The sequence below is a fragment of the Polynucleobacter sp. JS-Safj-400b-B2 genome (assembly GCF_018881975.1).
GTDB lineage: Bacteria > Pseudomonadota > Gammaproteobacteria > Burkholderiales > Burkholderiaceae > Polynucleobacter.
In genome coordinates this window covers 270,107-293,280 of the sequence record NZ_JACVPJ010000004.1, presented here as the reverse complement: position 1 = coordinate 293,280, position 23,174 = coordinate 270,107, and the positions used below count along the sequence as shown (strand labels likewise).

Annotated in this window: 32 protein-coding genes and 3 tRNA genes; 11 read left to right on the top strand and 24 right to left on the bottom strand. The window is 43.8% G+C overall.

What is annotated here, in order from left to right:
- Positions 1-118: 118 nt before the first annotated feature.
- Positions 119-646, top strand: coding sequence for an ion channel (locus tag ICN48_RS07185; RefSeq protein WP_216153015.1), 528 nt, complete (start codon positions 119-121; stop codon positions 644-646).
- A 14-nt stretch (positions 647-660) separates the two neighbouring features.
- Here ICN48_RS07185 and ICN48_RS07180 read toward each other — a convergent pair whose 3' ends face one another.
- The 5 genes from ICN48_RS07180 to hyi form a co-directional block, all read right to left on the bottom strand.
- Positions 661-1,443: a DUF3108 domain-containing protein gene (locus ICN48_RS07180; RefSeq protein ID WP_255539502.1), complete on the bottom strand. Its 783-nt coding sequence runs from the start codon at positions 1,441-1,443 to the stop codon at positions 661-663.
- Positions 1,444-1,649: 206 nt separating this feature from the next.
- Entirely contained in the window at positions 1,650-2,219 is a 570-nt protein-coding gene (locus tag ICN48_RS07175) for an HNH endonuclease (protein ID WP_216153013.1), read from the bottom strand.
- A 76-nt stretch (positions 2,220-2,295) separates the two neighbouring features.
- On the bottom strand, positions 2,296-2,886 hold the full coding sequence (locus ICN48_RS07170) for a YqiA/YcfP family alpha/beta fold hydrolase (protein WP_216153012.1): 591 nt from the start codon (positions 2,884-2,886) through the stop codon (positions 2,296-2,298).
- A 9-nt stretch (positions 2,887-2,895) separates the two neighbouring features.
- Positions 2,896-3,795 (bottom strand): 2-hydroxy-3-oxopropionate reductase, encoded by a 900-nt coding sequence (gene glxR / locus ICN48_RS07165; protein WP_216153011.1) that lies wholly within the window; start codon positions 3,793-3,795, stop codon positions 2,896-2,898.
- 27 nt (positions 3,796-3,822) lie between these two features.
- Positions 3,823-4,605, bottom strand: a complete 783-nt coding sequence (gene hyi, locus ICN48_RS07160) for a hydroxypyruvate isomerase (RefSeq protein WP_216153010.1) — start codon at positions 4,603-4,605, stop codon at positions 3,823-3,825.
- Between the two features lie 161 nt (positions 4,606-4,766).
- Here hyi and ICN48_RS07155 point away from each other — a divergent pair, with 161 nt between their 5' ends.
- Together ICN48_RS07155 and ICN48_RS07150 are read left to right on the top strand one after the other, a co-directional pair.
- Positions 4,767-5,372 (top strand): hypothetical protein, encoded by a 606-nt coding sequence (locus tag ICN48_RS07155; protein WP_216153009.1) that lies wholly within the window; start codon positions 4,767-4,769, stop codon positions 5,370-5,372.
- 8 nt (positions 5,373-5,380) lie between these two features.
- Entirely contained in the window at positions 5,381-5,740 is a 360-nt protein-coding gene (locus tag ICN48_RS07150; protein WP_216153008.1) for a hypothetical protein, read from the top strand.
- On the opposite strand, the gene ICN48_RS07145 is transcribed toward ICN48_RS07150, so the two are convergent.
- The 3 genes from ICN48_RS07145 to ICN48_RS07135 are packed head-to-tail and all read right to left on the bottom strand — an operon-like array spanning position 5,737 to position 7,675.
- Complete coding sequence (locus tag ICN48_RS07145; protein WP_216863762.1) at positions 5,737-6,993, bottom strand: beta-ketoacyl synthase; 1,257 nt, start codon at positions 6,991-6,993, stop codon at positions 5,737-5,739. The genes ICN48_RS07150 and ICN48_RS07145 overlap by 4 nt on opposite strands.
- Positions 6,990-7,226, bottom strand: a complete 237-nt coding sequence (locus ICN48_RS07140) for an acyl carrier protein (RefSeq protein ID WP_216153007.1) — start codon at positions 7,224-7,226, stop codon at positions 6,990-6,992. The genes ICN48_RS07145 and ICN48_RS07140 overlap by 4 nt, the downstream gene beginning before the upstream one ends.
- Positions 7,226-7,675: a DUF4118 domain-containing protein gene (locus tag ICN48_RS07135; protein WP_216153006.1), complete on the bottom strand. Its 450-nt coding sequence runs from the start codon at positions 7,673-7,675 to the stop codon at positions 7,226-7,228. The genes ICN48_RS07140 and ICN48_RS07135 overlap by 1 nt, the downstream gene beginning before the upstream one ends.
- 38 nt (positions 7,676-7,713) lie before the next feature.
- Here ICN48_RS07135 and ICN48_RS07130 point away from each other — a divergent pair, with 38 nt between their 5' ends.
- Together ICN48_RS07130 and ICN48_RS07125 are read left to right on the top strand one after the other, a co-directional pair.
- On the top strand, positions 7,714-8,583 hold the full coding sequence (locus ICN48_RS07130) for a carboxylesterase (protein WP_216153005.1): 870 nt from the start codon (positions 7,714-7,716) through the stop codon (positions 8,581-8,583).
- Positions 8,584-8,636: 53 nt separating this feature from the next.
- Positions 8,637-9,371, top strand: coding sequence for a sterol desaturase family protein (locus ICN48_RS07125; RefSeq protein ID WP_216153004.1), 735 nt, complete (start codon positions 8,637-8,639; stop codon positions 9,369-9,371).
- Between the two features lie 37 nt (positions 9,372-9,408).
- On the opposite strand, the gene ICN48_RS07120 is transcribed toward ICN48_RS07125, so the two are convergent.
- Together ICN48_RS07120 and ICN48_RS07115 are read right to left on the bottom strand one after the other, a co-directional pair.
- Positions 9,409-9,485: transfer RNA gene (locus tag ICN48_RS07120), tRNA-Asp, on the bottom strand.
- Between the two features lie 52 nt (positions 9,486-9,537).
- A tRNA-Glu gene (locus ICN48_RS07115) sits at positions 9,538-9,613 on the bottom strand.
- A 564-nt stretch (positions 9,614-10,177) separates the two neighbouring features.
- Here ICN48_RS07115 and ICN48_RS07110 point away from each other — a divergent pair.
- The 6 genes from ICN48_RS07110 (at position 10,178) to ICN48_RS07085 (ending at position 13,502) form a co-directional block, all read left to right on the top strand.
- On the top strand, positions 10,178-10,825 hold the full coding sequence (locus tag ICN48_RS07110) for a hypothetical protein (protein WP_216153003.1): 648 nt from the start codon (positions 10,178-10,180) through the stop codon (positions 10,823-10,825).
- 79 nt (positions 10,826-10,904) lie between these two features.
- Positions 10,905-12,152 (top strand): DNA methyltransferase, encoded by a 1,248-nt coding sequence (locus tag ICN48_RS07105; protein WP_216153002.1) that lies wholly within the window; start codon positions 10,905-10,907, stop codon positions 12,150-12,152.
- Between the two features lie 45 nt (positions 12,153-12,197).
- Complete coding sequence (locus ICN48_RS07100) at positions 12,198-12,665, top strand: hypothetical protein (protein ID WP_216153001.1); 468 nt, start codon at positions 12,198-12,200, stop codon at positions 12,663-12,665.
- Positions 12,666-12,673: 8 nt separating this feature from the next.
- Positions 12,674-12,746 (top strand) — tRNA-Gly (locus ICN48_RS07095).
- Between the two features lie 46 nt (positions 12,747-12,792).
- Positions 12,793-13,305, top strand: coding sequence for a zeta toxin family protein (locus ICN48_RS07090; protein WP_216153000.1), 513 nt, complete (start codon positions 12,793-12,795; stop codon positions 13,303-13,305).
- A 2-nt stretch (positions 13,306-13,307) separates the two neighbouring features.
- On the top strand, positions 13,308-13,502 hold the full coding sequence (locus tag ICN48_RS07085) for a hypothetical protein (RefSeq protein WP_216152999.1): 195 nt from the start codon (positions 13,308-13,310) through the stop codon (positions 13,500-13,502).
- An 89-nt stretch (positions 13,503-13,591) separates the two neighbouring features.
- On the opposite strand, the gene ICN48_RS07080 is transcribed toward ICN48_RS07085, so the two are convergent.
- The 14 genes from ICN48_RS07080 to ICN48_RS07015 all read right to left on the bottom strand — a co-directional run bounded on the left by ICN48_RS07080 (position 13,592) and on the right by ICN48_RS07015 (position 23,104).
- A complete protein-coding gene (locus ICN48_RS07080) occupies positions 13,592-14,533 on the bottom strand; it encodes a hypothetical protein (protein WP_216152998.1) in 942 nt (313 codons plus the stop codon).
- Positions 14,530-14,721: a hypothetical protein gene (locus tag ICN48_RS07075; RefSeq protein ID WP_216152997.1), complete on the bottom strand. Its 192-nt coding sequence runs from the start codon at positions 14,719-14,721 to the stop codon at positions 14,530-14,532. Before ICN48_RS07075 ends, ICN48_RS07080 begins: the two co-directional genes overlap by 4 nt.
- 107 nt (positions 14,722-14,828) lie before the next feature.
- A complete protein-coding gene (locus tag ICN48_RS07070; protein ID WP_216152996.1) occupies positions 14,829-14,990 on the bottom strand; it encodes a hypothetical protein in 162 nt (53 codons plus the stop codon).
- Entirely contained in the window at positions 14,983-15,912 is a 930-nt protein-coding gene (locus tag ICN48_RS07065; protein WP_216152995.1) for a hypothetical protein, read from the bottom strand. The genes ICN48_RS07070 and ICN48_RS07065 overlap by 8 nt, the downstream gene beginning before the upstream one ends.
- A 117-nt stretch (positions 15,913-16,029) precedes the next feature.
- Entirely contained in the window at positions 16,030-16,317 is a 288-nt protein-coding gene (locus ICN48_RS07060) for a hypothetical protein (RefSeq protein ID WP_216152994.1), read from the bottom strand.
- Between the two features lie 114 nt (positions 16,318-16,431).
- Positions 16,432-18,111, bottom strand: a complete 1,680-nt coding sequence (locus tag ICN48_RS07055) for a class I SAM-dependent methyltransferase (protein WP_216152993.1) — start codon at positions 18,109-18,111, stop codon at positions 16,432-16,434.
- 106 nt (positions 18,112-18,217) lie between these two features.
- A complete protein-coding gene (locus ICN48_RS07050; protein ID WP_216152992.1) occupies positions 18,218-18,403 on the bottom strand; it encodes a hypothetical protein in 186 nt (61 codons plus the stop codon).
- Between the two features lie 11 nt (positions 18,404-18,414).
- On the bottom strand, positions 18,415-18,762 hold the full coding sequence (locus ICN48_RS07045) for a hypothetical protein (protein WP_216152991.1): 348 nt from the start codon (positions 18,760-18,762) through the stop codon (positions 18,415-18,417).
- Positions 18,759-19,016, bottom strand: a complete 258-nt coding sequence (locus tag ICN48_RS07040) for a hypothetical protein (RefSeq protein WP_216152990.1) — start codon at positions 19,014-19,016, stop codon at positions 18,759-18,761. Before ICN48_RS07040 ends, ICN48_RS07045 begins: the two co-directional genes overlap by 4 nt.
- Before the next feature lie 88 nt (positions 19,017-19,104).
- On the bottom strand, positions 19,105-19,359 hold the full coding sequence (locus ICN48_RS07035; RefSeq protein ID WP_216152989.1) for a hypothetical protein: 255 nt from the start codon (positions 19,357-19,359) through the stop codon (positions 19,105-19,107).
- Positions 19,356-19,847, bottom strand: a complete 492-nt coding sequence (locus ICN48_RS07030; RefSeq protein WP_216152988.1) for a lytic transglycosylase domain-containing protein — start codon at positions 19,845-19,847, stop codon at positions 19,356-19,358. The genes ICN48_RS07035 and ICN48_RS07030 overlap by 4 nt, the downstream gene beginning before the upstream one ends.
- Positions 19,848-19,990: 143 nt before the next feature.
- On the bottom strand, positions 19,991-20,377 hold the full coding sequence (locus ICN48_RS07025) for a hypothetical protein (RefSeq protein WP_216152987.1): 387 nt from the start codon (positions 20,375-20,377) through the stop codon (positions 19,991-19,993).
- Positions 20,378-20,426: 49 nt separating this feature from the next.
- Complete coding sequence (locus tag ICN48_RS07020; RefSeq protein WP_216152986.1) at positions 20,427-21,605, bottom strand: hypothetical protein; 1,179 nt, start codon at positions 21,603-21,605, stop codon at positions 20,427-20,429.
- A gap of 41 nt (positions 21,606-21,646) precedes the next feature.
- Complete coding sequence (locus ICN48_RS07015) at positions 21,647-23,104, bottom strand: type II secretion system protein GspD (RefSeq protein WP_216152985.1); 1,458 nt, start codon at positions 23,102-23,104, stop codon at positions 21,647-21,649.
- Positions 23,105-23,174: the final 70 nt, after the last annotated feature.

Genomic DNA, 23,174 nt, shown 5'->3' with positions numbered 1-23,174 from the left:
TTCACAATAGACTGATTTCGCTGTGTCTACGTAAATCACTCTATCTTTTTTGTCCTGCGTATAATCATTATTATGTCAAATAAGATATTCTTGTAATCTAACCCACTTAACCTAGACAATGTTCAGCCTATTTCACAATGCAGACCTCCCTAGCTTTGCAACCCTCTTTGGTGAGATCAATGCAGATATGGGAAATGGTCAGATCTGGATTATGGTGGTTTCAGCCTGCCTCATGCTTGCAGTTCATGCTGTTGTTGTTTTGGGTATTGCAGGGGCATTTCATGCCATCGATGACGTCATGACTAGGAGACGTATATTTGGTGCAAGCTTTCTCTCTTACTTTATAGCCATACTTTTAGTAATCGCAATACATTTAACTGAAATCGTTGTTTGGGCATACATCTGCGTGGCCTTGAAGGTTTTCCCAACTAATCCTCAGACTTTCTACTTTGCAGGCGAAATGTATACAACTGTTGGATACGGCGATTACAAACTTTCAGAGCAATGGCGAATTCTGCCCATCATCATTTCATTCTCAGGAATTTTTGCTGTATCTATGTCTGGAGCAGCTCTTTACACCATGATGGGTGCGCTATTGGGGCATAACAATCAAAATCGAAATCCTAAATCAGGCTCTGGTTTTTAAAACTAGGGCATTTATTAAGGTGGTAAAGGGTTCTTTTGCTTAAAAACAAGCTCAAGCACCCTGCCGCTGGACTCAACGGACCGTATACGGCCAGGAAGCCATTCCAAGTCTTTTGCTAGCCAGATATCAACCTGACGCTTGTATGGATCATTCTCACGCTGCATTAAGGCGTAATGGCGATTAACGGCTTTACCAAGACTGGGGATATCTTCTGATGTAGTCTCACCATAACTTTTGAAGTTCCACAGCTCTAAGGTGTTGTAGTCAACGACTGGAATTGCCCTTATAGAGCCTGCCTCATCCATTTTGCTATCGCCATTTAATAACGAAGCCAATTGAAACATCAGACTAAAGCGATCCTGAGTTCCTGGTAGTAACGCAGGGGTGAAGTCGGGCTTTTCTGAAAAAAACATTTGCCCTTCCCCTTTTTCATTGCGATCAAAACGTGAGTAGCGGGGAGTCTTTGTACCGCGTTGCGTCCAGTAAATACTGGGAGCAATTCCATAGGAATCTACTGTTCCGCGCGACTCAAAAACAAATGGACCTACAAATGCATAAGGGATATTGACGTAAAGACGATAGCTGCTCCCCTCAACAATCCAATCAATCTCTCCAGTTTGGAGCCTTTGCCCATCAAGATAAGAATCGTAATAAATGATTCCTGACTCTGGCAACTTAAATGCAACCCCTGATTGATTATTGGATCCACTCTGCTCTCCATCAATATTGGATTTACGATCCTCAGTAAGATTGCTTGATGAAGTTTCCTTTGGGGTTTTCTTTGCAGCTTTCGCCATCTGAATTTTTTTGGGCGGCTCGGCCTTTAATTCGGTTTTAATAATTAAATCATCCGCAATAGGCGGAGCAACTGAATATGAAATAAAGGGTAAGCCGAAAAACAAAAAGAGATGACCCGCTAAAGACAGCAGCAAAGCTGCGAGAATAATTCTCAGAGAATTGATCTTGGGCAATTGAAAGAAATGTTTTCGCCCTACTCTTAGATTCAGGGCAAGCTCTCTAAAAGGCGGCTGTTCTTGGGAAGATTTGCAGCAAGGAAGTCCATCTGATCAGCCAATATATTGCGACCTTTTAGAATCATATCTTCATAGAGACTAGGTAAATACGGCGTATATAACAAAGCCATGCCGGCCTGTTCTGGCGTGCGATTGCCTTTTCTTTGATTGCATGGCCTGCAGGAGATAACCAAATTCATCCAGCTATATTTGCCACCACGACTATTGGGAATGATGTGCTCAGCCTCTGCCTGATTTTCTTGAATCGCATCACCGCAATAAGCGCAAAGTCCGCGGTCACGCTTGAAGAGCTTGTGTTTTGTGATAACGGGCACAACATCAAATAAATTTATTTTGGCGCTACCCTTCACTGCAATAATGGAGTGAAGCTCAATGAGGGATTGTTTTCCAGTAGAGCGTGAAATGCCACCACGCATTTGAAAAATAGGATCGCCCAAAGTCCACAAAACACTATTGTCAGCATATTGTTTGGTAGCCTCTTCTGCGTTTACCCAGCCTTGAGGTATTCCACCTGCGTCTAATTTCAAGATGCTCAGCACAAACTCTCCTTTCTAGACGGCGCAAATGAGCTGCAGTCGTTTAGACCATCTTACAGAAGAAGCAAGCGGCAATCAATTACTGCTTACAGATAAACTTTAGGACCCTGGGTAAATGATCTGGATAGTCTGCAATGCCATGATCGCTTCCTTCTAGCACTAATTGTTCGGCACCTTGGTAAAAATCAACCATTTCCTGCCAATCTAAAAGCTCATCGCCTTTTGCCGCCAACAGAAAATAACGAGCGGCATCGCTAATTACTTCAACCTGAAGTGACTTCAATTCTTCGATATATTCTGGTCGAAAATCATAAGGCTCATTTGTATCGTAAGACGTTAGCATTCCAACATGCGAAGCTAATTCCTTAGGCGCCCATACTGCCGGGTTTAGTGCTACAGCCTTGCAACCATATTTTTCAGCCAAATAATTTGCGTAGTAGCCGCCCAAAGAAGATCCAATAACTACCAGACGATCATGCTTTGATTCTTCAATATGCTCAATAACCTTATCCATACTAGACTTAGGCGAAGCAACCAGTTGGGGGCAATACCAATCTATTGGATTTTCAACTGTAGATAAGGCCGCAATAGCATCACCAGTCATAACAGCCTTGCTTGATCTTGGTGAAGAGCGAAAACCATGCAAATAAACAATTAAAGTCGATGGCATAGAGCTGGCTTAGGCCTTTTGTCCAATCTCAAAATTCGCAAGCTTCTCTAAAGCTCGAACCATTGCAGAGTGATCCCAGGCTTTGCCACCATGTGCAGCGCAAGAGTTAAATAATTCCTGCGCAGTCGCAGTATTGGGCAATGAAACACCCAGAGCTCTAGCGCTACTCAGAGCAAGATTCAGATCTTTCTGATGCAACTCTATTCTGAAGCCCGGATCAAAGGTGCGCTTAACCATTCTTTCACCATGTACTTCTAATATCTTAGAGCTTGCAAAACCACCCATTAAAGCTTGACGCACTTTTGCAGGGTCTGCGCCAGCCCTTGAGGCAAATAGAAGAGCCTCAGCTACTGCCTCAATATTTAAAGCAACAATAATTTGATTGGCAACCTTTGCGGTTTGGCCGTCGCCATTTCCACCCACCAGATTAATATTTTTACCCATTAAATCAAATATAGGCTTCACCTTCTCAAAGACCTTCTCGTCTCCACCAACCATAATAGAAAGGGTTGCATTTTTGGCGCCTAGCTCACCACCCGACACAGGCGCATCTAAGTAATCACAACCCAAGGCATTAATTTTCTGAGCAAACTCTTTTGTAGCAATTGGTGATATAGAGCTCATATCCACTACGATCTTGCCCTTAGATAATCCTGAGGCTACACCCTTATCGCCAAACAATACTTTTTCAACACCTGGTGTATCTGGCACCATGATGAAAATAATGTCTGCCTTACTTGCAACCTCTTGATGTGAAGTACATTTCACGGCAGATGAAGCTACCAATACTTCTGGTACCTTGCTGCGAGTATTGATAAACACCTCATGGCCAGCATTTGCAAGATGGCCAGCCATAGGGCCACCCATTATTCCAAGACCAATAAAACCCAGCTTTAATTGATTACTCATTTTGTCTCCGTATCGTTATTTTTTAATTTATTTGCTATTAAGCTCTTTAATCCAGCCTAAACCAGCTTCGGTATTTGTTGCAGGCTTGTATTCACAGCCGATCCATCCCTTATAGCCAATCTGATCAATAAACTGAAAAAGATGCAGGTAATTAATTTCTCCAGTACCCGGCTCATTACGACCAGGGTTATCCGCCAATTGAATGTGAGCAATCTTTGAAAGATTTGCTTCTATAGTTTTGCAAAGCTCACCTTCCATTCTTTGGGCATGATAAATATCGTATTGAATGAACAAATTATCTGAGTCCACTTCATCAAGAATATCAATGGCTTGCTGTGTCTTGGATAAATAGAATCCTGGAATGTCAAAGGTATTAATTGGCTCAATGAGAAGTTTGATATTCGCTTTTTTAAGCTCCGCTGCCGCGTAACGTAAATTTGCAATGAAGGTTTCTTTAAGTAAGGCGGGATCCACGTTAGCGGGAATCTTTCCCGCTAAACAATTTAACTGTTTTACATCAAGCACTTTTGCATATTCAATTGCCTTTGCAACGCCAGCCTTAAATTCAGCAACACGATCTGGAAGGCATGCTATGCCTCTCTCGCCTGCATCCCAATCGCCAGCTGGTAAATTATGGAGAACTAGCTGAAGATTATGCTGCTCTAATTTTTGCTTAATTTCTTGAGCTGAAAATGCATAAGGAAAAAGAAACTCAACGGCCTGAAATCCAGATTTAGCCGCTTTTTCAAATCGATCCAAAAATAAGGTCTCATTAAATAGCATGGTCAAATTTGCGGCAAATTGTGGCATTTCAAATCCTTATAAACAGAATCAGGCGTTACATTGGGAATGATGATCTTAACAAAAGTTATCTAATTAAGCCTCGCTATTAAAAATCAGGGCAATAGGCCATTTATAGCCTTAAAAATAGGCTAAGATTGGATCTAGTAGCTTTTTATATAAGGAAAATAATGAAAACAAAATATGCCCCAATTGCCTTGGTTATTACAGCCCTATTTGCGGGATCTTCCGCAGCCATTGCCCAATCAATGCCATCGTCAAGCACAGCTAAGCCAGCAGTGATCGATGCTGCCGTCACCGATAATCGTTATCAGCTTTATGAAGGTGAAGTAGTCAAGATTGACAAGAAGACTCGCACCATTACCTTTAAGAATAAAGAGGGTGAATCTAAATTTGTTGCAGGTCCTGATATCACTAACTTTGCCCAGATCAAAAAAGGCGATCGCGTAAATGTAAATTACGAGCTAGCCGTAGCTATCGAACTCATTAAGACCAAGAGTGATGGTGTTCGCTCTAAGGTGGAGACCAACACAGTAACCAAATCCAAGGCGGATGAGAAGCCATCTGAATCGATTACAAACAAGACAACCATTGTTGCCGACATTGTGGAAGTTAATCGTGAAAAGAAATTGGTTTCTGTTAAGGGTCCAAGCGGGAAGATCACTACAGTGACTGTGAAGAACCCTGCTCTTTTGGCAGATATCAACGTAGGTGAGCAAGTTAAAGTGATTTACTATGACGCTATGGCTGCATCCATCACCACCCCTAAGAAGTAAGTCATAAATTGATACAGCTATTACTGGGCATTCAGGCGGCTATTTCGGCGCTGTACTATTTAACTGCACCTTTCCCCCTGAGTGTGCCGGTAATTGTATTTTGGCTTCTCAATACTTTCAGCATCCTCTTATTGCTGAAAAACTACAGCGGATTAGTTGGGCAGCTTTCGCCAAATTTAAAACGTTATCGACTCGTATTTACCGCAACCCTTATCATTTCCGAAATTATTATTAATGTCACCGCCGAAAACTACCAGGTGGATAACCTACATGGTTTAATTAGCGACACTGAGGTGCTATTCACCGGAATGACGCTTGGGGTCCTGTGGCACTACGAAATTACCAACAAATTCAAGAAACTGTTTTAAGTTTTTCGCAGCTTTGATATTAGGATGCTTGCATTAGAGCCTCCAAACGCAAATGAATTACTCATTGCAAGAGGAATATTTAAGTCGATCGACTTAAGTGGAAGGTAGTTAAGACTGCATTCCGGATCTGCAATGTCCAAAAAAGCAGTCCCTGGAGCAATATTATTCTGCAATGCTTGTAACGTGATAACCAGCTCTAACGCACCCGCCGCACCTAGAGTATGGCCATGAATTGCTTTGGTGGAGCTGATAGCAGTCTTTTGTGCAGCATCTAGTCCGAATGCAGATTTAATGGCGTTTGTCTCTGAAATATCGCCTACGCCTGTAGCAGTTCCGTGAGCGTTAATGTAAGCAACATCGGATGAGTTCACTCCTGCCTCAGCCATAGCGGCTTTCATGGCCTTGGCCTGACCTACTGAGTCTGGTCTGGTAATGTGAATCGCATCAGTGGTTGCGCCATACCCAACGATTTCACCAAGAATGGTTGCCCCTCTATTAAGCGCGCTGTCTAGTGACTCTAAAACTATGGCGGCCGCACCCTCACCTAGAACAAAGCCGCTCCGATTTTTTGAAAAGGGTTTGCAGGAGCTGGCAATGTTTTCTGGGTCAGGCGTTGCTAGAGTCCGTAAAGCCTCCCATGCTTTGATGGGTCCGGCATTAAAAAGGCTTTCAGATCCGCCGGCAATCGCCCTATCGCAAATCCCATACTTAATACTTCTAAATGCTTCTCCAACAGCGTGACTTGAGGATGCGCATGCAGTCGAATAGGTTAAGGATGGGCCTCTAAAGCAGGTTTGCATAGACAGCAATCCAGCGGATCCATTTGCCATGACGCCAATAATCGTAAATGGACGAAGGCGCTGCTTATCATTCAGATAGATTTCTTGATAGGCGCCATCAAGGGTGTCGGAGCCGCCAAAACCTGTTCCCCAGAAAATACCGCTCTTATCTAGATCCTCCTCGCTTAGATTTCCTAGACCCGACTGTTGTAGCGCCTCTTTTGCCACAAGCCATGCCAGATGGGCGGTTCTATCGAACATGCCCAGAGAGCTTGCATCCAGATCGAAATCCAGCTTTTCTTTAATGACAGAAGCGCAAGGGAGATCAACAGGGATAGCAGTTGGTGAAATAAAGCTTGATATGCCGGATTTGCATTCAATAGCGCTCTGAAATTGAACGCCTGCACCTACTCCAAGCCCTGAAACGGCGCCTAGGCCAGTTACAACGACTCTTCTAATGTCATTCCCGCTCAATGAGTTGGCTTCGCAGTATCAAGCAAAGCGGCAACCTCCGCCAAGGTATCTACTTTCGCATCCTCATTGGGTATGCGTACATCAAAGTGGTCCTCTAGATCAAAAATGAGTTCAATCTTTCCCAGAGAGTCGACGCCAAGACTTTCTAGGGTGGTGTCCGGACCCAACTCTTCAATTTTTTTATCAAACTTTTGAGAAACCAGTTCGATAAGTTTATTAAGGGTGTTTGACATTATTGCTTTCTCTTTAATTCCTGCAAAAGCTGATTATCTCTATGGAGCAATGTTAAGTATCGTGATTCCGATACCAGCAGTAATAACTTTGTTTTGTAACGCTGTCTTTGTAAAATTTCAATAAAGAAAATAGCGACGCCACCAAATAAAAGATTAATTACGAATCTTTCTGCTTCCTCTGGTGTCAGTGAAAAAACCCCAAAGGGAGGTACAAAATACAAATTGGCGTAAATACTTGAGACTAGGATATAAATGCTTGCTGTTATATAACCAAAAAAGTAGGCCAGTACAGTAGCAGCAAAAAAATAAAACTTATAAGGATGGGCGCCATAAAAATTAGAGCCCATCACATGCATCCACGCGCTAATGATCACAAAGGAGGAGAAAGCCCAAATCAGCGCCTCAAGTGCGCTGTGAGATGACCAATTATTGGCATTTTTGATAATCATGACTAGCTTTGTCTCTAATGGGTCTAAAATTATGAGTTATGAATGACCTTGAACATAATGATAATAGCAGCCCGTTGATTGTACTATTCCATGGTCTTTCCTCATCTCCTATGGAGTTCAATTTCCTGGGCTCCCAGCTTACCGCAGCTGGCTACAGGGTAAATACCCCAACTATTCCAGGGTATACCTTTGGCGACAAGGCGAGTAGTTGGAAGTTTTGGCTTAGCGAAGCAATCAAGCATGTAGAAGGATTGCAGAAAACTGAATCCAAACCAATATCCCTGGGTGGAATTTCCCTAGGCTCAACATTGGCTCTTGCCGTTGCATCCGAACTTAATGATATTTTGGGTGTAGTGGCCCTCTCCACCACCCTCAAATACAACGGCTGGGCTGTCCCCTGGTATCGCTCCCTCATTCCGTTGGGCATGATGCTTGGATTGGGAGATCGCTTCAAATATAAGGAGCGAGATCCCTTTGGGATCAAGAACCCACAAATTCGTGCTTATATCAAAAGAGTATTTTCAAGCCAAGAGCTGTCTGCCGTTGGCGGCTCGTATATGTCATTGAGACATATGCATGAGGGCAATAAACTTTGCAAACATACGATTGAACATCTTTCGCAAGTTAGTTCCTCCATATTAACAATTCATGCAATTGATGATGAAATTGCCAATGTACTGAATCCGCAAATGGTTGGAGATCTATCAAGCGCAACTCTATTGAGGCAGGTATTCCTGGGAAACAGTTATCACATGATTACCGTTGATAATGAGAGGGAGACTGTTGCGGCGGAAGCTCAAAATTTTCTGGATTTAATCTATGGAAAAATTAAACCCATACCAGAAGAAGAGAAAATTCTGGCCCCTGAATTACAGCGTTTTTTGAGAAATCTCAACAGAATTGATTAAATTATCAGAGTTGAGCCTATTGACGCAGAGCCCATCCGTTTAGGAAATTTGAAGTGGATTCTTTAATTCCCTACTTAATCTCACCTCTAGTTCTTATTGCATTCAGTCTTTGGGAGCGCAAGCATCCCCTTTATCCATATGAAGTAGATGGCGCATGGCGTATACGCCTTCTGATTTATGGGATTCTTGGTATAGCTGCCACAGCCCTTGTGGGCATTTTTGTTGAGCCTTATTTACATGATGTAAACCTATTTCCTCGACTCTCAGAATCATTAAATGCCGGACCTAGCTGGCTAAGTGGATTTGGCGCTTATCTATTAATCACTTTTTTTGTCTATTGGTGGCATCGCTATCGACACCATAGTCATTTCGCATGGAAAGTATTTCATCAAATCCATCACAGTACTTATCGCCTCCAAGCTTTCACGGCTTTTTATGCTCACCCTTCTGATTTTATTGCTAATGTACTAATCATTAGTTTGGTCAGCTATGGAATACTGGGTTTAAGTATTGAGGCTGCATCTTGGGCCACTTTGTGGGTTGCGGTGTTTGAGTACTGGGAGCACACGAATATCCGCACGCCTCATTGGTTGGGATATTTTATTGTCCGCCCTGAAATGCATCGCATTCATCACGAGCGCAAACAACATCGCAATAACTACGGTCTACCAATCTGGGATATGGTGTTTGGCACCTACGAGAATTCCAGCCGCCCAGTGGAATGCGGTTTTGATATAAGTCAGGAAAAAAAGGTTTTAGAAATGCTTGCCTGCAAACAAGTTGAATAAAAAAAAGCCCCCTATTAAGGGGGCTTTTTAATTGTCTTGGCGGAACGGACGGGACTCGAACCCGCGACCCTCGGCGTGACAGGCCGATATTCTAACCAACTGAACTACCGCTCCAAATACATCGCGTAACGCAACATCATACATCTTTACTGCAACCAGAAGAATCTGGCGTCCCCAGGGGGATTCGAACCCCCGTACTCACCGTGAAAGGGTGATGTCCTAGGCCTCTAGACGATGGGGACCTGGACTAAAACTTACTGCTATTTTAAATGCTTGGTGGAGATAAGCTCTTTCAACCACCTTTATAAATCAAATACTTACGTGACTTATAACAGTTTTATAACAAAACATTAATATTTTTATAAAAAACTGAAATTGCCTCTTTGTTGCCGTGATTCATTTTCGAACCAGCGTGAATTATATACACATTTTGATCGGGCCGCTCATTTTCTGTCGTGTTGGTTGTTTGACAAAGTTTGAGTCTTTGACAGCCAAGCACAAGGTAGCTGAGGTGTATCGCGCCCACATTCCATATTCCTTAATTATTCCCCTGCCATTCATATTGGTGGCGTCCAATCGAAACCCTTTAATAGATTAATTCTGATCTTTTAAAGAGTTTTGTCATGAAGTTCTCCGCAGTAAGTTTTCGCAACGTAATCTCAGCTGCCATTCTCTTCCTAGGTCTCAATATCTCGGGGGGGGGGGTAAACCTTGGCTCCGCATATGCTCAAACATGGCAGAACGTTCCCTCTCAAGCTGGCGCTTCAGGAACCTGGCAGGCTCTAAGTTGTAATACCACCTCTAATTTGACGTGGCAACCGCTAGGTTGCAACCCAGTTACTTATAGCTGTCCTAATGGTTACACACTGTCTGGGCAGACTTGTTCTATCGCGGTATTGAGCGCTGCTATTCCCAACTACTATTGTTCTAGTGGGGTTTTGAGTGGGGTGAGCTGCGTTACGAGCAGTAGTTATGCGGCGACCGCAAACTGGTACTGTCCGAGCGGTGGGAGTTTGAGTGGGACGACTTGCACTAAAGCAGGCTCGCAACCCGCCACTGGTACAAATTATTCTTATGGGCCACCAGGGGCGTATTGGGATGGAGCATGGGGTGTATGGCGCGTAAGTTGCGCCTCTGGAGCGGCGAATGGATGGGGGACGGGAATAGGCCCAGATGCTCGCAATCGCTCAATGTGCGGTTACTATTCTCGTACTGGCACAAGCTACTCATGTCCCTCCGGCGGATCGCTCAGTGGCAGCACTTGTTACACCACATCAGCCTACGCAGCATCGATTAGCTCCTACTCCTGCATATCAGGAGGCGTACTGTCTGGTGCCAGCTGCACGATCACCAGCTCAAGCGCAGCCAGTATTTCTAGCTATTACTGCAATAGTGGGGTCCTCACGGGGTCGCAATGTTCGATAACGGTAACGGTACCGGCTACGGCTAATTAGATAAATTTATCTTATTTGTTGAATTTGACTCCCCAATTCCCCATGCAAAACTGGTTTGAATTAACAACTCAAGTCGGCAATGCAAAAAGACGTATCACTAGATGGCAATATTCTCTACTTAGCTGATTGCCTGGTGGCCCTCAAAGATCTGCCTGACAACAGTATCGATAGCATTGTTTGTGACCCGCCCTACGGCCTCGGTAAGCAACCCGATCTAAACGCCCTACTCACCCATTGGTTAAACAACGAGTCCATGCCAATTACCGGGAAAGGCTTCATGGGCAAAGATTGGGATGTATTTGTGCCTCAGCCTGCAGTGTGGAAAGAATGCTTACGGGTACTTAAGCCGGGCGGCCATCTTATTGCGTTTTTTGGGGCTCGTACCTACGATTTAGGCGCCCTATCCATCCGAATGGCGGGATTTGAAATTCGCGACCAGTTGATGTGGATTTACTCCCAAGGCATGCCCAAGAACTTGGATATTGGCAAAGCCATCAGCAAACATCCCAACACGGCGGAAGTTGGAAAAAAATGGAATGGATATGGCACCGGCTTAAAGCCCTCTCATGAACCAATTTGCCTTGCGAGAAAACCGTTTGTCGGTACTGTTGTTGGTAACGTGCTGTTACATGGTGTCGGAGCAATCAATATTGATGCCTGCAGAATCGAAGGGCGAGATCGCACAAATTATGGGTTAAAGAATAGCAAGTGTAGCCAAGGTGGCGTATACGGCTCACCTAAAGCATCTGCTGATTTTGATTCCAGCAAAGGTCGTTGGCCGGCGAATGTAATTACTGATGGCAGTGATTGTGTGCGCAAAGATTTCCCAGCGGCGAGCGGACAACATTCTGACCTTGCCCAAGGCAAGACAAAGCGCATCAATGGCCACTGCTATGGCGGCATGTCTGAAAACCGATCTCATGAAGCCAGGATTGAGTGTGACCCCAATGCCTCAAGATTCTTCTACTGCGCCAAGACTTCATCATCCGAACGTCATGAGGGACTGGAAGATCCAGGCACCCGATTTCCAAAGGGCTCAACCTTGAGGCAAATTGAAACTAAACTTGAGGGCGACGAGCGGGGAAATTATCATGTCTCAGTAAAACCGGTTGATTTGATGCGCCACCTCATTCGCTTGGTTACACCTTACGGCGGCACTGTTTTAGACCCGTTTATGGGGTCCGGAACTACTGGTAAGGCGGCAAGGTTGGAAAAGGCTCAATTTATCGGTATGGAGCTTGATCCAGGGTATTTTGAGATTGCTAAGGCTAGAATAGCTTTTGAGGTCAAAAAGCCAAATCAAGAAGAGCTATTTAATCGATATTGAGTATTGCTGAAGAGTTAATTCAACCCAAATAAAGGAAAGTTCCATATGCACTACTTGCGCCTTAAGCATGCGACCAACACTCGTGACGCAGCTGATAATTTAATTGAGCTCATGAATAAACCGGAGTGCATTGAATCTTATTTTGTTAGAACCTTAAGCTCTGAAGATAGCTCCGTCGGCGAGGCTGACTTTCTTCCCACTAATTTTCCTCTTGTTGTTGGTTTTCTCAGGTTTTCGCTATCTGAAGCGTTGGAAGATATTGTGATTGTGTTTGATGGGTTTCATATGACGGGAGTTCGTGCGCGAAGAGGTTCGGAGCTACTGTCCGTGCTTGCCGCCGCGGCTAATAGCAACAAAGCCTTTGTTTCGGATCAGCAGGTTAGTTTTACATCATCCTTGCCGGCTGAGGCTGCACACGCTATTCTCTCCAGCGCAATATACCGACCAATGGGCGCGGAAAGTCTCAATGAAGACTTGAGATTACTTTCATCTGGTTACGCTTCAGCGGGGTAACTCAATATGCGGGCGTAGTTCAATGGCAGAACTCTGGCTTTCCAAGCCAATAATGTGGGTTCGATTCCCGTCGCCGCTCCACAACGCACTCTTTTGATGGGCTTAGGTGGAGCTGTAATATTGCAATATGGATTTTGAAAAGAAAATTATTATTATCGCTGGCCCCAATGGGGCTGGGAAGACTACTTTCGCTAAAAATTTTCTACCTCTAGAAGCCCATACTTTTCGCTTTATTAATGCTGACCTCATTGCTGCTGGTTTAGCGCCATTTAACCCTGAATCAGTATCATTCAAAGCGGCAAGATTGATGTTAAAAGAGATAGATGAATGTACTCAAGCAGGTGAAAATTTTGCTTTTGAAACCACTTTATCTGGGGTTCATTACCTCCAGCGTATTAAAGAGTGGGGAAAAATGGGTTATATAGTCAAGCTTTGGTTTATTGCCCTTAGCTCCCCAGAGGTGGCCATTTCGCGTGTTGCAGAGCGTGTCACTCAAGGCGGACATCACATTCCCGAGGATGTTATTCGCAGGCGGTATACGTCAGGCATAGAGAATTTATCACGCTATCAAAAAGCGGTAAACTCATGGGTATTACTTAACGGCGATACCACGCCTCCAGAGCAAATTGATTTGGGTTGAATATGAGATCCCCTGTTAAAGACATCCGCAATTCCACAGACCCTGATATCGCAGGATCCTATAACGCTATGCAACGAGCAGGCAAAGCTGCGATTGATCTAGCGATTCAAACAAACACCGCCATAGTGACCGTCATTAACGGCAAAATTACTCGCATCCCTGCGTCCGAGCTTCGGAGGCAACGCGAAGCAAACTAAGTGGCAGCCAGTTTAATAGGCGTATTAAATTACCTATAGAAAACGCCCCGCCGTAATGGCCGGGGCGTTTGTTTTGCTGCTGAACCGCTTTATCTAAAACCTGGAAACGCGCAATCTTCAATATCTTCGCGAAGATCCTCATCAATGACCGTTTCTGGACATTGCCATTCGCATAACGAATAAATCCGATACGCAAGCTCCTCGCTGCCCTTTGCAAGGTCAAGAAACGCCTGTTTATCATAATATCCACCATTCTCTGCCCAGTAAATATCCTCATCTAAATCTACAGCTTTAAAAGCCTCAAAATCAAGGCGATTAAAGTCTTTTGGGTCTTCACATGGGATATCAAAATCAGGGCCAAGATAGGGTTTTTGGGTGATGATATAAAACACACGGTTAACTAGGTGGTAGCCGCTGGTAAGCCAAAGCCTGCCATCGTCACCATCAACTACCGTATGCACCCTGCCCGGCTCTGAGTTCGCTATCTTGACCACTTCATCAATGTCCGGCGAGAAGGTTTCCCAGCCGTAGGACTTGTCGTCAATCGAGCCACCACAAGCAAACTTGCCTGCATTTTCAACAAAACCATAAACCTCTAGGAATTCATCAAAATTTTGCGGTGGAGCCAACTCGCAACGAATAATTTCCCAACACTCAGAATCATTTGATGTTGCTTGCTCTCTGGCGTGCCTTTCATTTTCAGCAAGACAGCAAAAGGTTCGCTTCCAATCCTCGTCCCCATGACGCTTATTTTGTAAATAAACAACCCATCTGTCTAAATTTACAAAATTAGGTGTTGAGGTTTCGGGCTCGGGAGGAGATGGCTTCTCCATCCAATGGCTAGCAGGGCCGCGATCAAAGTCAAATAGTTGACCTATGATCGTGAGGATCTTTCCTTGCCCAGTTTTAGTGCGCGAGCCCTCGTAAATGCCATCATCTTGCGCATCCCGTTCTGTTGGTATGTAAAACAAAAAATTACCCTCATCCGGAACGGTTTCTATAGGCTTCCACTGGCCATAATCTGGGCTCATAAAACCTCCCTAAAAACAGTCAGACCGCAGCAAATGCAGTTACGGTCTTTATCTGCAGGCGTGTAATCCTCACATCCAGAGCAATAGCCAAAGCCTTTACTATCGAGACGTCCAGAATTAACTGCATCAAAAATTGCAGCTTTCCCGCCTTTATCGTAGATGGCTTGCGCCGTATCTATTTGAATCATTTTTATCCCCTTTCAATGCCTCTGCTGAGGCGGTTAATGAAGGGTGCCATTTGGCTTTCTAATAAATCTCGTAAGATCCATTAGAAAGCCCCGAAGGGCTTTCATTGCTACAATTTTTCGGCTTCTGAAATCTTGATTCCAGATGAGTCATTTTCAACAAATAACTCATCGTTATTAGCGGCAAATTGTTTCGCCTCATCTTCTGATGCGGCTTCAACTATTGCCTCGTAGTAAATGACCTCTTTTGCCAATACCCTAAATTTAGGCATTGCTTTCTCCTTTATTAATTAATACGTAGCCCCAGGCAGAAACAGAGCGCTCCCTGTCCTCGCTTGAGCTATGCCAAAAATCATCCAATTGATCTGTGCATAACGGATCCGTGTAGGTAAGGAGGCCAAATTGAAACTCTCGTTGGTCATCAAAAACCAATCTGGCATATACAGGCGCAGCATCTTCCACCAGAACTTTTTGAATAAACTCAGGAATACGTTCCCAATGTCTAAAAGTTTCATCCTCTCGATTGCCGTCCGCGGTTTCAATGCAAACGTAATAGTGGTTATCGCCAACCTCAATAAATACTTGCGCATTAATTAGAGGAATGCTTAATTTGCATTGCTCACACCACTGCAAGTTAGTATCAGAGTCTTCAGATTCAAGGCCCCAATCGATTTTTTCGATCTGAATATCCCATTCTGGTAGCTTGGCAATAACTTGCCGCGCAAAATCAGGACTTATCTCAGAAGTTGGTTTGGTGGCCTTAAATGCATCAAACAATTTATCCGCGTTCTCCTCGCCATACCATGCAAAAAGATCCTCATACTCTACCCAATTTTTACCAAGTGGGCCGGCGTTGATTAATGGCTCGGCGATTTCATCTAATAAATCGACAAAATACTCTGTGCCAGTCCAATCATTGGTAAATCGGAATGTAAACCTAGGCTTACCATTGCTAAGCCAGATAATGAGCTTGCCATTTCTGTCTTTGCCTGAGTAATCTTCATTTACGCTCCAGCTGAGATTGGTTACTACGATCGAATTAAAATCCTTATTCTCTTGTAAAACCAAAATGGCTCTGGCAATAGTTTTTAACGAGCCTTCGTTAAACTGCATTTCTACGAACTCTGGCTGAACATCGTCGCCATTGGTGCTCATAATGTCATCGCAATTAATGACGATATCGTTCTTTACCATACACACACTCCCTTTCAATGCCAAAATAAATGGCTGTTATTAAGAGGGTTAAGACTTTCCAATGCCTATATAAGGTAAAAGCATTGGAAAGCCCTAAAGTGGCTTTCCGTTCATTTGTTAATGAACATTCAAATCGGCTAATGGGGTTCTATTAACCGCAATTTCAAAATCAGCAAGATGCCCAGTTTTACGTGAGCCTGCATCATCCATTGCTGTATAACCACCGCAATCATCTACATGAATCACCAACACCAGCCCCATTTTTTTGGGACCATCACAAAAGTACAAATTACCGCCTCTATGGGCTTCTTTTGTGCGAATTGTTAATTCTGAGATTCCGGTTATTGACTTAGCCACCTCTAAAACGTCAACCGAAATTACATTCCTCATTTGTTTGCCTTTCATGCCAAAAACATGGCTGTTAATAAAAGGGCTCAGAAGCTTTCTAATGCGCGGTATACACATTAGAAAGCCCCCGTAGGGGCAATCTAAAATAAAAAATAATAGTTAAGTTAACAATTAGGCGGCCATAGCCATTGCTTTCTTAACTACAGAGCAAATAACGACAGAAACACTTGCATCGGCAAAGGCGCTATCAATGGGCGAGGAATACACCACGTCGCAACCTTCGGCGCTGAACTTATTTTTGGCTCCTGCTGGCAATATTGCTACCAGCTTTCCGCCATCCTTCAAAAGTCTAATGGCAGCGTTTAAGTGCAGCATCGCACGACCATCTGAGAACGGTGGATTCATGATGATGCGGTCCCAGCGATAATTTGTCTTTTTCGCAAAAGACAGGAAATCATCGCAAACCACATGGCCATACCCTTTTCGCTCTAAAACGGAGCAATGCAATTTAGCCACCTCAACACAAGTCACATTTGCTGCCATGCGCCCAGGGAGATGCTGCAACAATCCACCAACACCAGCGCTTGGCTCCAAAATTGAATTATTTGGAGTGACCTGAAGCAGGTCCATTGCCGCTTTAGATAAATCACTCGGCGTTGGATAGAACTGATGCGACTTAGTTTCCGGGACGCAGCGCGTGAAGTTGATCTCGTTTAGCACTAAACTGCAAATGTCATAATCAAATGTGATGCTGCCACCCTCAATTACGCCACCCAATCTTGCTAGCACTGATAAAGCTTCGTCAACAGCAAAATGAGACTCACCAAAACTTCTCGATTCATGTAAAGGAAATGACCTTACTTCATCCATACCTTTGGTTTTAGTCTCAAGAATTTTGTTGATCACACTAATGACGTTGACCGCCAGCGGTTTTTGCATAAGCCCAAAATCTTTCACTAATTTTGGGTCTGGCTTGTCTCTAAATTCCGATGGGATGGCGTGAGGATGCAGGCTAGCAAGAATCAAATTTAGCCTTTGCGCCATCAATGGGTGCAGCTCTAGGTGAGCAGTTCCCTTTTTAAAGATCTTCAGTCGAAGTGCATTTCCATCAAGGCTAACCCATTGATTAAAGCGACCCGCCTTGATTAATGAGGCAATCAAATCAGAGGTTTGCCCATGGGGAATTTCCTCATTACCCATAAAGCGAGAAATGATGGAGCGCAGATCATTTAAATAACCGCACTCTTGATAGCTTGCGTACGGACCCCAAATGCCTAAATCAGAGTAGCTTGAGTACCACATAATGATTCGCTTACTAAACCCCTCGGGCTGGTTGGTTACATGCAGGCGCGATAACTTCGTAAAGCAGCCATCCACCTTTTCAGCTAAGAATTTAGAGCGAGCGATCATCAAGGACTGCAAAGTGGATCGCACCGATTCCTCATTAAACTCAGGCATGTCCTTGTCTGGATTTTCCCCGCGCTTGTAGTTATGCCCTCGCCAAGCGGATAACACTTCATTCCACTCCGCACGTCTTTTTTGGGGCATAAAATCAGCTACGTCAGTTAATGCTAACGCTTTGCTCCAGTAAGCTGCGGTTAGCGAGTTTTTAGCAGAATTAACGTCAAAGATGGTGTCAATTAAGTTATTTGCGTTATAGTGAATTTCCTTATTCTTGTTGCCGTCAAGATAAAAGTACAGGGCTGATTTAACCTCTGATGCAGCAAAAACCTCCTGTACTCGCATGATTCCTGCCTCTTCTTGGCGGTATTGGGCAAGTAAATGATCAATCGCATCTGATGATGTAGGCGCAAAAAAAGCCTCGTCCTCACCTAAAATTTCTAATTCCATGAATCTCCTTTCGTGCCAATAAAATGGCGGTTGTAAAGGAGGTCGGCAGCTTTCTAATATGGTCCATAACCACATTAGAAAGCCCAGAAGGACTTTCTTTTCTTTATTAACTCCAAGCATTCTCTGGCAGCGAATGTGCCAACTGAATTGCTTGCACTGGATCTGTTGCCATTAAATGGGTAATAACTTCTTTGCCATTCAAAACCGCAGTTACTTCATGCTTTACATAATCCATTGCGTCCGTTTCGCGGGAATTTTTCTGCACAACTCGTGCGCTAATAATTCTGATCATTAATAGCCTCCTCACGCCATTTCGTGAATAACAACATTCGGATCAATTGCCTTTAACTGCTTGGCAACTGCGACCAATCGGTTGTAACGTGCTCGAATATAGGGTAGCGTTAACTCCCCATCGCAAGATAAATTTTCCGGCGATAACTGCATATCAATGGCATTGGCCACCTCCTGCCTGCGAAGGGGTGTATCTAGGCTTAGCAAGTTCTCACCCTTGTAAACAATGGAACGCCATTTATTTTCCCGATCAATAAAAGCTTTGAGCTTTCTCATATCTTTACCGCCAGAATGGTTAATCACAAAAAGGGCTTTTTTCTCAATGAAATCGGCAATTGTGGGGGTGATTGTTACGTTCACGCCATCTCCTTTGCTGGGTAGAGTCGATCCAACCATTGGCGATAACTAATTCGATCCTCATTCGTCATTAAAAATCGCTCAGTCTTAATGATTTTTGAAAATTTCACTAAATGATCGTTAGTCCAGCAGATAAAACCAGTCATTGAGGCGCCTGCATAGGTAGCTACATCAAATCCCAATTGATCCTCTGGTTCGGCATTACCTTTTGCCCTGCAATACGCAAGATATTCAGGGTTCCACTGCTTGTTTTCCATAATTTCTCCATGCCACAATGGGCGTTAAATAAGAGAAGTGCAAAACACACTGGCAAGCCCTAAAAAGGGTTTGCCGCTACGTTTTGTTTTAGAAACACTTTCTAAGGTTGTTAACTAATTCTCGGTCAGCAGCATTGGATGGATCCATGTGCATCGAAATCTCACCAATAAAATCTGACATTGAATAACGGTCAACATATTCGCGATTCATTAGTAAGTGCCCGTAATAGGCCATTGCTCGTTCTATAACAGGCCCAGGGTCAATATCCTTTTGAAAGCAACATATTTCAATTTGAAGCTTGCCCTCACCAGCAATGATTGGACGATCTAAAGACGCACTCATACATCAAACTCCGGCATCTCTTTTAAAGCATTTTTGATTCGCTTTACGTAATGAGGATGCTTGACCGTGTTTTCAGAGTTGTAAGCTCCAATTGCGCGCAGCGTATCTCCATGGCGGTTTACCTTGGTTGCATACATGCGCGCACCAACGTCAATACTGGTGCAGGGATCAAATAATTGATCTACAGTAACGCCAATCTTTTCCAGTAATGGAAAATGAATAGAGTTAATTTGCATCAATCCGATATCGACGCTGCCATTGGCATTAACGTGAACCCTATCAGGCTGAAATCTGCTTTCCGCCCACCCGATTGCACGCAAATACCGCTCACTTACACCGTGTTTGATTGAGGCGTGTTTAAAGCATTGATCAATCGAACGAACTTCACTTTGGCTGCCGTTCTCGGTTGGTCGATTTTGTCCAATACCGCAGATCAACACAACTAAAAACAACGCAAACCATTTCAAAAAATAAAAATGACGAATCATTTTCTCCTTTCATGCCACATCTGGGCTAGTAGAAAGGTGTGTGGCAATCGAATTACTTCGCTACGCCCACTAATGAATTTATATATTTTTTGAAGTGAAAATTAATCAAATTCTCACAATTTTTTGCAATTTATTCACAGGTCTTAAGGGGCCCCGTATATCTCAAAACTAACGGTAAAGGCATTTCCGTTTAACGTGAGGCTGGTAATGGCTACGCCGCTCTGGGTGATTTGTGCAAGCATCTCCATAAAAGATGAGATTGAGACATAGGTGCCACTACCGTTAACCTTTAAAACCTTAAATCCCAGCGTTGAAGTTGTTGCCCCTTTTGTAAATTCGGCAGCCTCGGCGGAGCTTTTACTCTGGGGGTTGCTAATAGCCATAGTTACAAAATGATTCTTGGCAATGACTGGCCAATGTTTTGCAGCCCTCAATATGGCATCATCAATGGAGTCTGGCTTTGATTGAGTTTCGGATACTGGGATTGAATTTAACGTGCCAATCTGCTTTTCAATGCTACTTAGGGTCATTGAAAGCGCCGCACCATTGGACCTTAGGTCAGAAATCTCACTAGACTGCCTAATCCCGAGCAGAACCAGGGTCGCCATAAAGGCTAGAGAGATTAGCGTTATTAGTTTTGCATACATACTTTAATTCCAAAAATTGAATCGATGGATTTGTGAAGGCTCCAGCATATTTGCAGTCCGGAGGAGGGGTTTTTTCTTTAATCGCCTTTAATGTCAACTCTTTTTCTGCCTCGTTCTTCATCAGCACCACCACTCGATGAGTAGACTCTTGCCTCGTGGTTGATATTTTTTGAGTGGAAGACTGTAGACCCAGAGACCTAGCTCGATCTAAGACTTGATCAACATCAATAGAGCCGGCCTTTACAATATTATTAAAATTGCTCGCACCTATGTTGATTAACTTCTTTTTGGCGTCCTCTATATCGATCTTAGTGGTTTCAATGGATTGATTGGCAACGCTAACCTCGTTATAAGAAAACGCAGCGTATCCTCCAGCCAGGGCCGCCGATGCAACGCCAATAGTTGCAGCCGTTCTAAAAATCCTACTTTCTTTGACCCCAAAATACTGGCGCTCAATTGGGTAAGGTGACATTTGCCCAAAAATACCCACAAACTCCATTGCGTCAAATAAAATAATTTGATCTTCAGGTAATTTTTCGCCTTGAACAAACATCTTATTGCTGCGTGCATAGTTATCAATATTGAACTGCCACTTATCCACGTTTGGAATAATTTGCATGTGCGCAAGATTGAGATCTTCATTTGCTGCATATAAAATTAAAATATTGTCTGTGGAGCTCTGAATGGGCAACAGAAATCCAGTCACAAACTGACGGCCAATTGGTGGCATCCAGCCTGATTTTTTATGATTTTCTAAAAGAACCCGTAACGCCATTACGCCTGGAAATACGCTATTGGACTTGATCTCATTAAGCCGTGACTCTGGCGTAGCGTACAGACTGTCTAATTTCTTGATCTGATCAATATAAAACATTTTCTTGCCATACTCCTGCAAGATGTAGCTATTGATGTTTCTAAATAGCTGCTTATCCTTGGCAAGAATGTATTGATCTTGATCTGAAAAGGAGATGGACGCTTTTTTAAGATCTTCAAAATCAACCTTTTTGACGCATCCTGCCTCTACATCCAATAGCCAAGAGCTTACCTTATCGCCGCTTTCAAAATAGAGCTGAACATCAGGCTGGCGATCCAATTTAATCTCGCCTTCCACGCGCCTCTCCCTTTTTATTTTCTTGCCGAACATGCTCATCCTTACAGAGATTCTGATGAAATAAAGTCAATCCGATTGCCTGGGAGCACCGTGGCTCTTAGTAAAATGACAAATTCAGTGATTTTTCCGTTATCGTCAGTTCCACCTAGAATTTTTCCTAAATATGGAATTTGGGTTATTAATGGCAACCCAGTTGTGCTGCTGGTGGTTTGCTTATACCTATTCCCACCTAAAATGACTGTTTTGCCATTTTGAACTGGAACTTGGATAAACCCTTGTTTTGTTGCCAGCTGAGGCGCCATTACCTGGCCGCCTAAAAATGAGACCATTTGCTGAACTTGGGCGGTGACCGGAACTAGCGTGACGGCTACATTGGTGTTATCAAGGATATCTACGGTCGTAGAAAGGCTGACGCCATCCAATACATAAGACGCTGTGCCTGAGGTTTGTGATATGCCCGATGTCCCTGTAACGGTGGTTTGAACTGATGGCAAATATGGTATCTGAGTGCCATCAAAAATTGTTGCTGATGAGTGATTGGAGATAACAAGCGAGGGATTCGCCACAACCTTAACCTGAGTAGCTGTTTGTAGCGCAGTAATAATTGACGCAATGGAGGCATTGGTAAGGCTATATGCGCCAGCACTAGCAGCATTGGCGGCGCCGGTAACTGCGCTAGTTGTGTTGTAGCTAAACTTACTCCCGCCGCTAGTTAGCAATTTGTTCCATTGAATTCCATATTGAAATTCATCGGTAACATTTACTTCGACCATGTAGGTGGATACCTCGACTTGTCGCATTGAGTCAAAGACGTGGGTTTGTAAGAAATCGCTAACTCGCTTCATAGCCTGGCCATTAGACCGCACCATAATTAAGCCCTGTTCTGAATAGACCTGAACAACGGCATTTTGTCCTGCCAATTTCTGCAAAAATGTTTGGAAATTTGTAGTTGAGTTTGAGGTTTGCCCTTCAATTGTGAATTGAGCCTTAATGGGTGAGCCGCCGCCGCTAGTGCTGCCTCCTGAAGATCCTCCGCCACCACCACCTCCACTACCTCCCCCACTACCTCCGGTCGGGTTTCCACCAACCGTGTATTTAGCATCCATTTTCTTCAATACATCGGTTGGAACGCGAAATGTAAATGACGCCTGATCTGCGATGGTGACAGTTTTATCCAGTTTGTTAACGACAGCTACATAACCACCCAAATAGGCTATTTGGCGAATCGCTTGAATGGGGTCCATGCCAGCAATATCGACATTTACTCGCCTATAGATATCAACCGAATCACCGGCGATCGTCGTGAAGCCTTCATTTTTTGCTATATTTTGAACAAGTTGGAAAATTGCACCTTGATTCACTTTTAGAGTAATAGTGTTGCGAACGTCGGACTCTTCTGACTCTGTTGCCCTGGGAACATAATGTCCTCGTTTTTCAGTTACTCTAGCCTCGTTGTCTACCCGGGATGCTGCACTAACCTCATCTAATGATTCTTTCATTAACCCTTTATGCGAGGCTGTATTAACGCACGCACCTAATTGAGTTAGCATTAAAAGAGCTAGAGTGGAA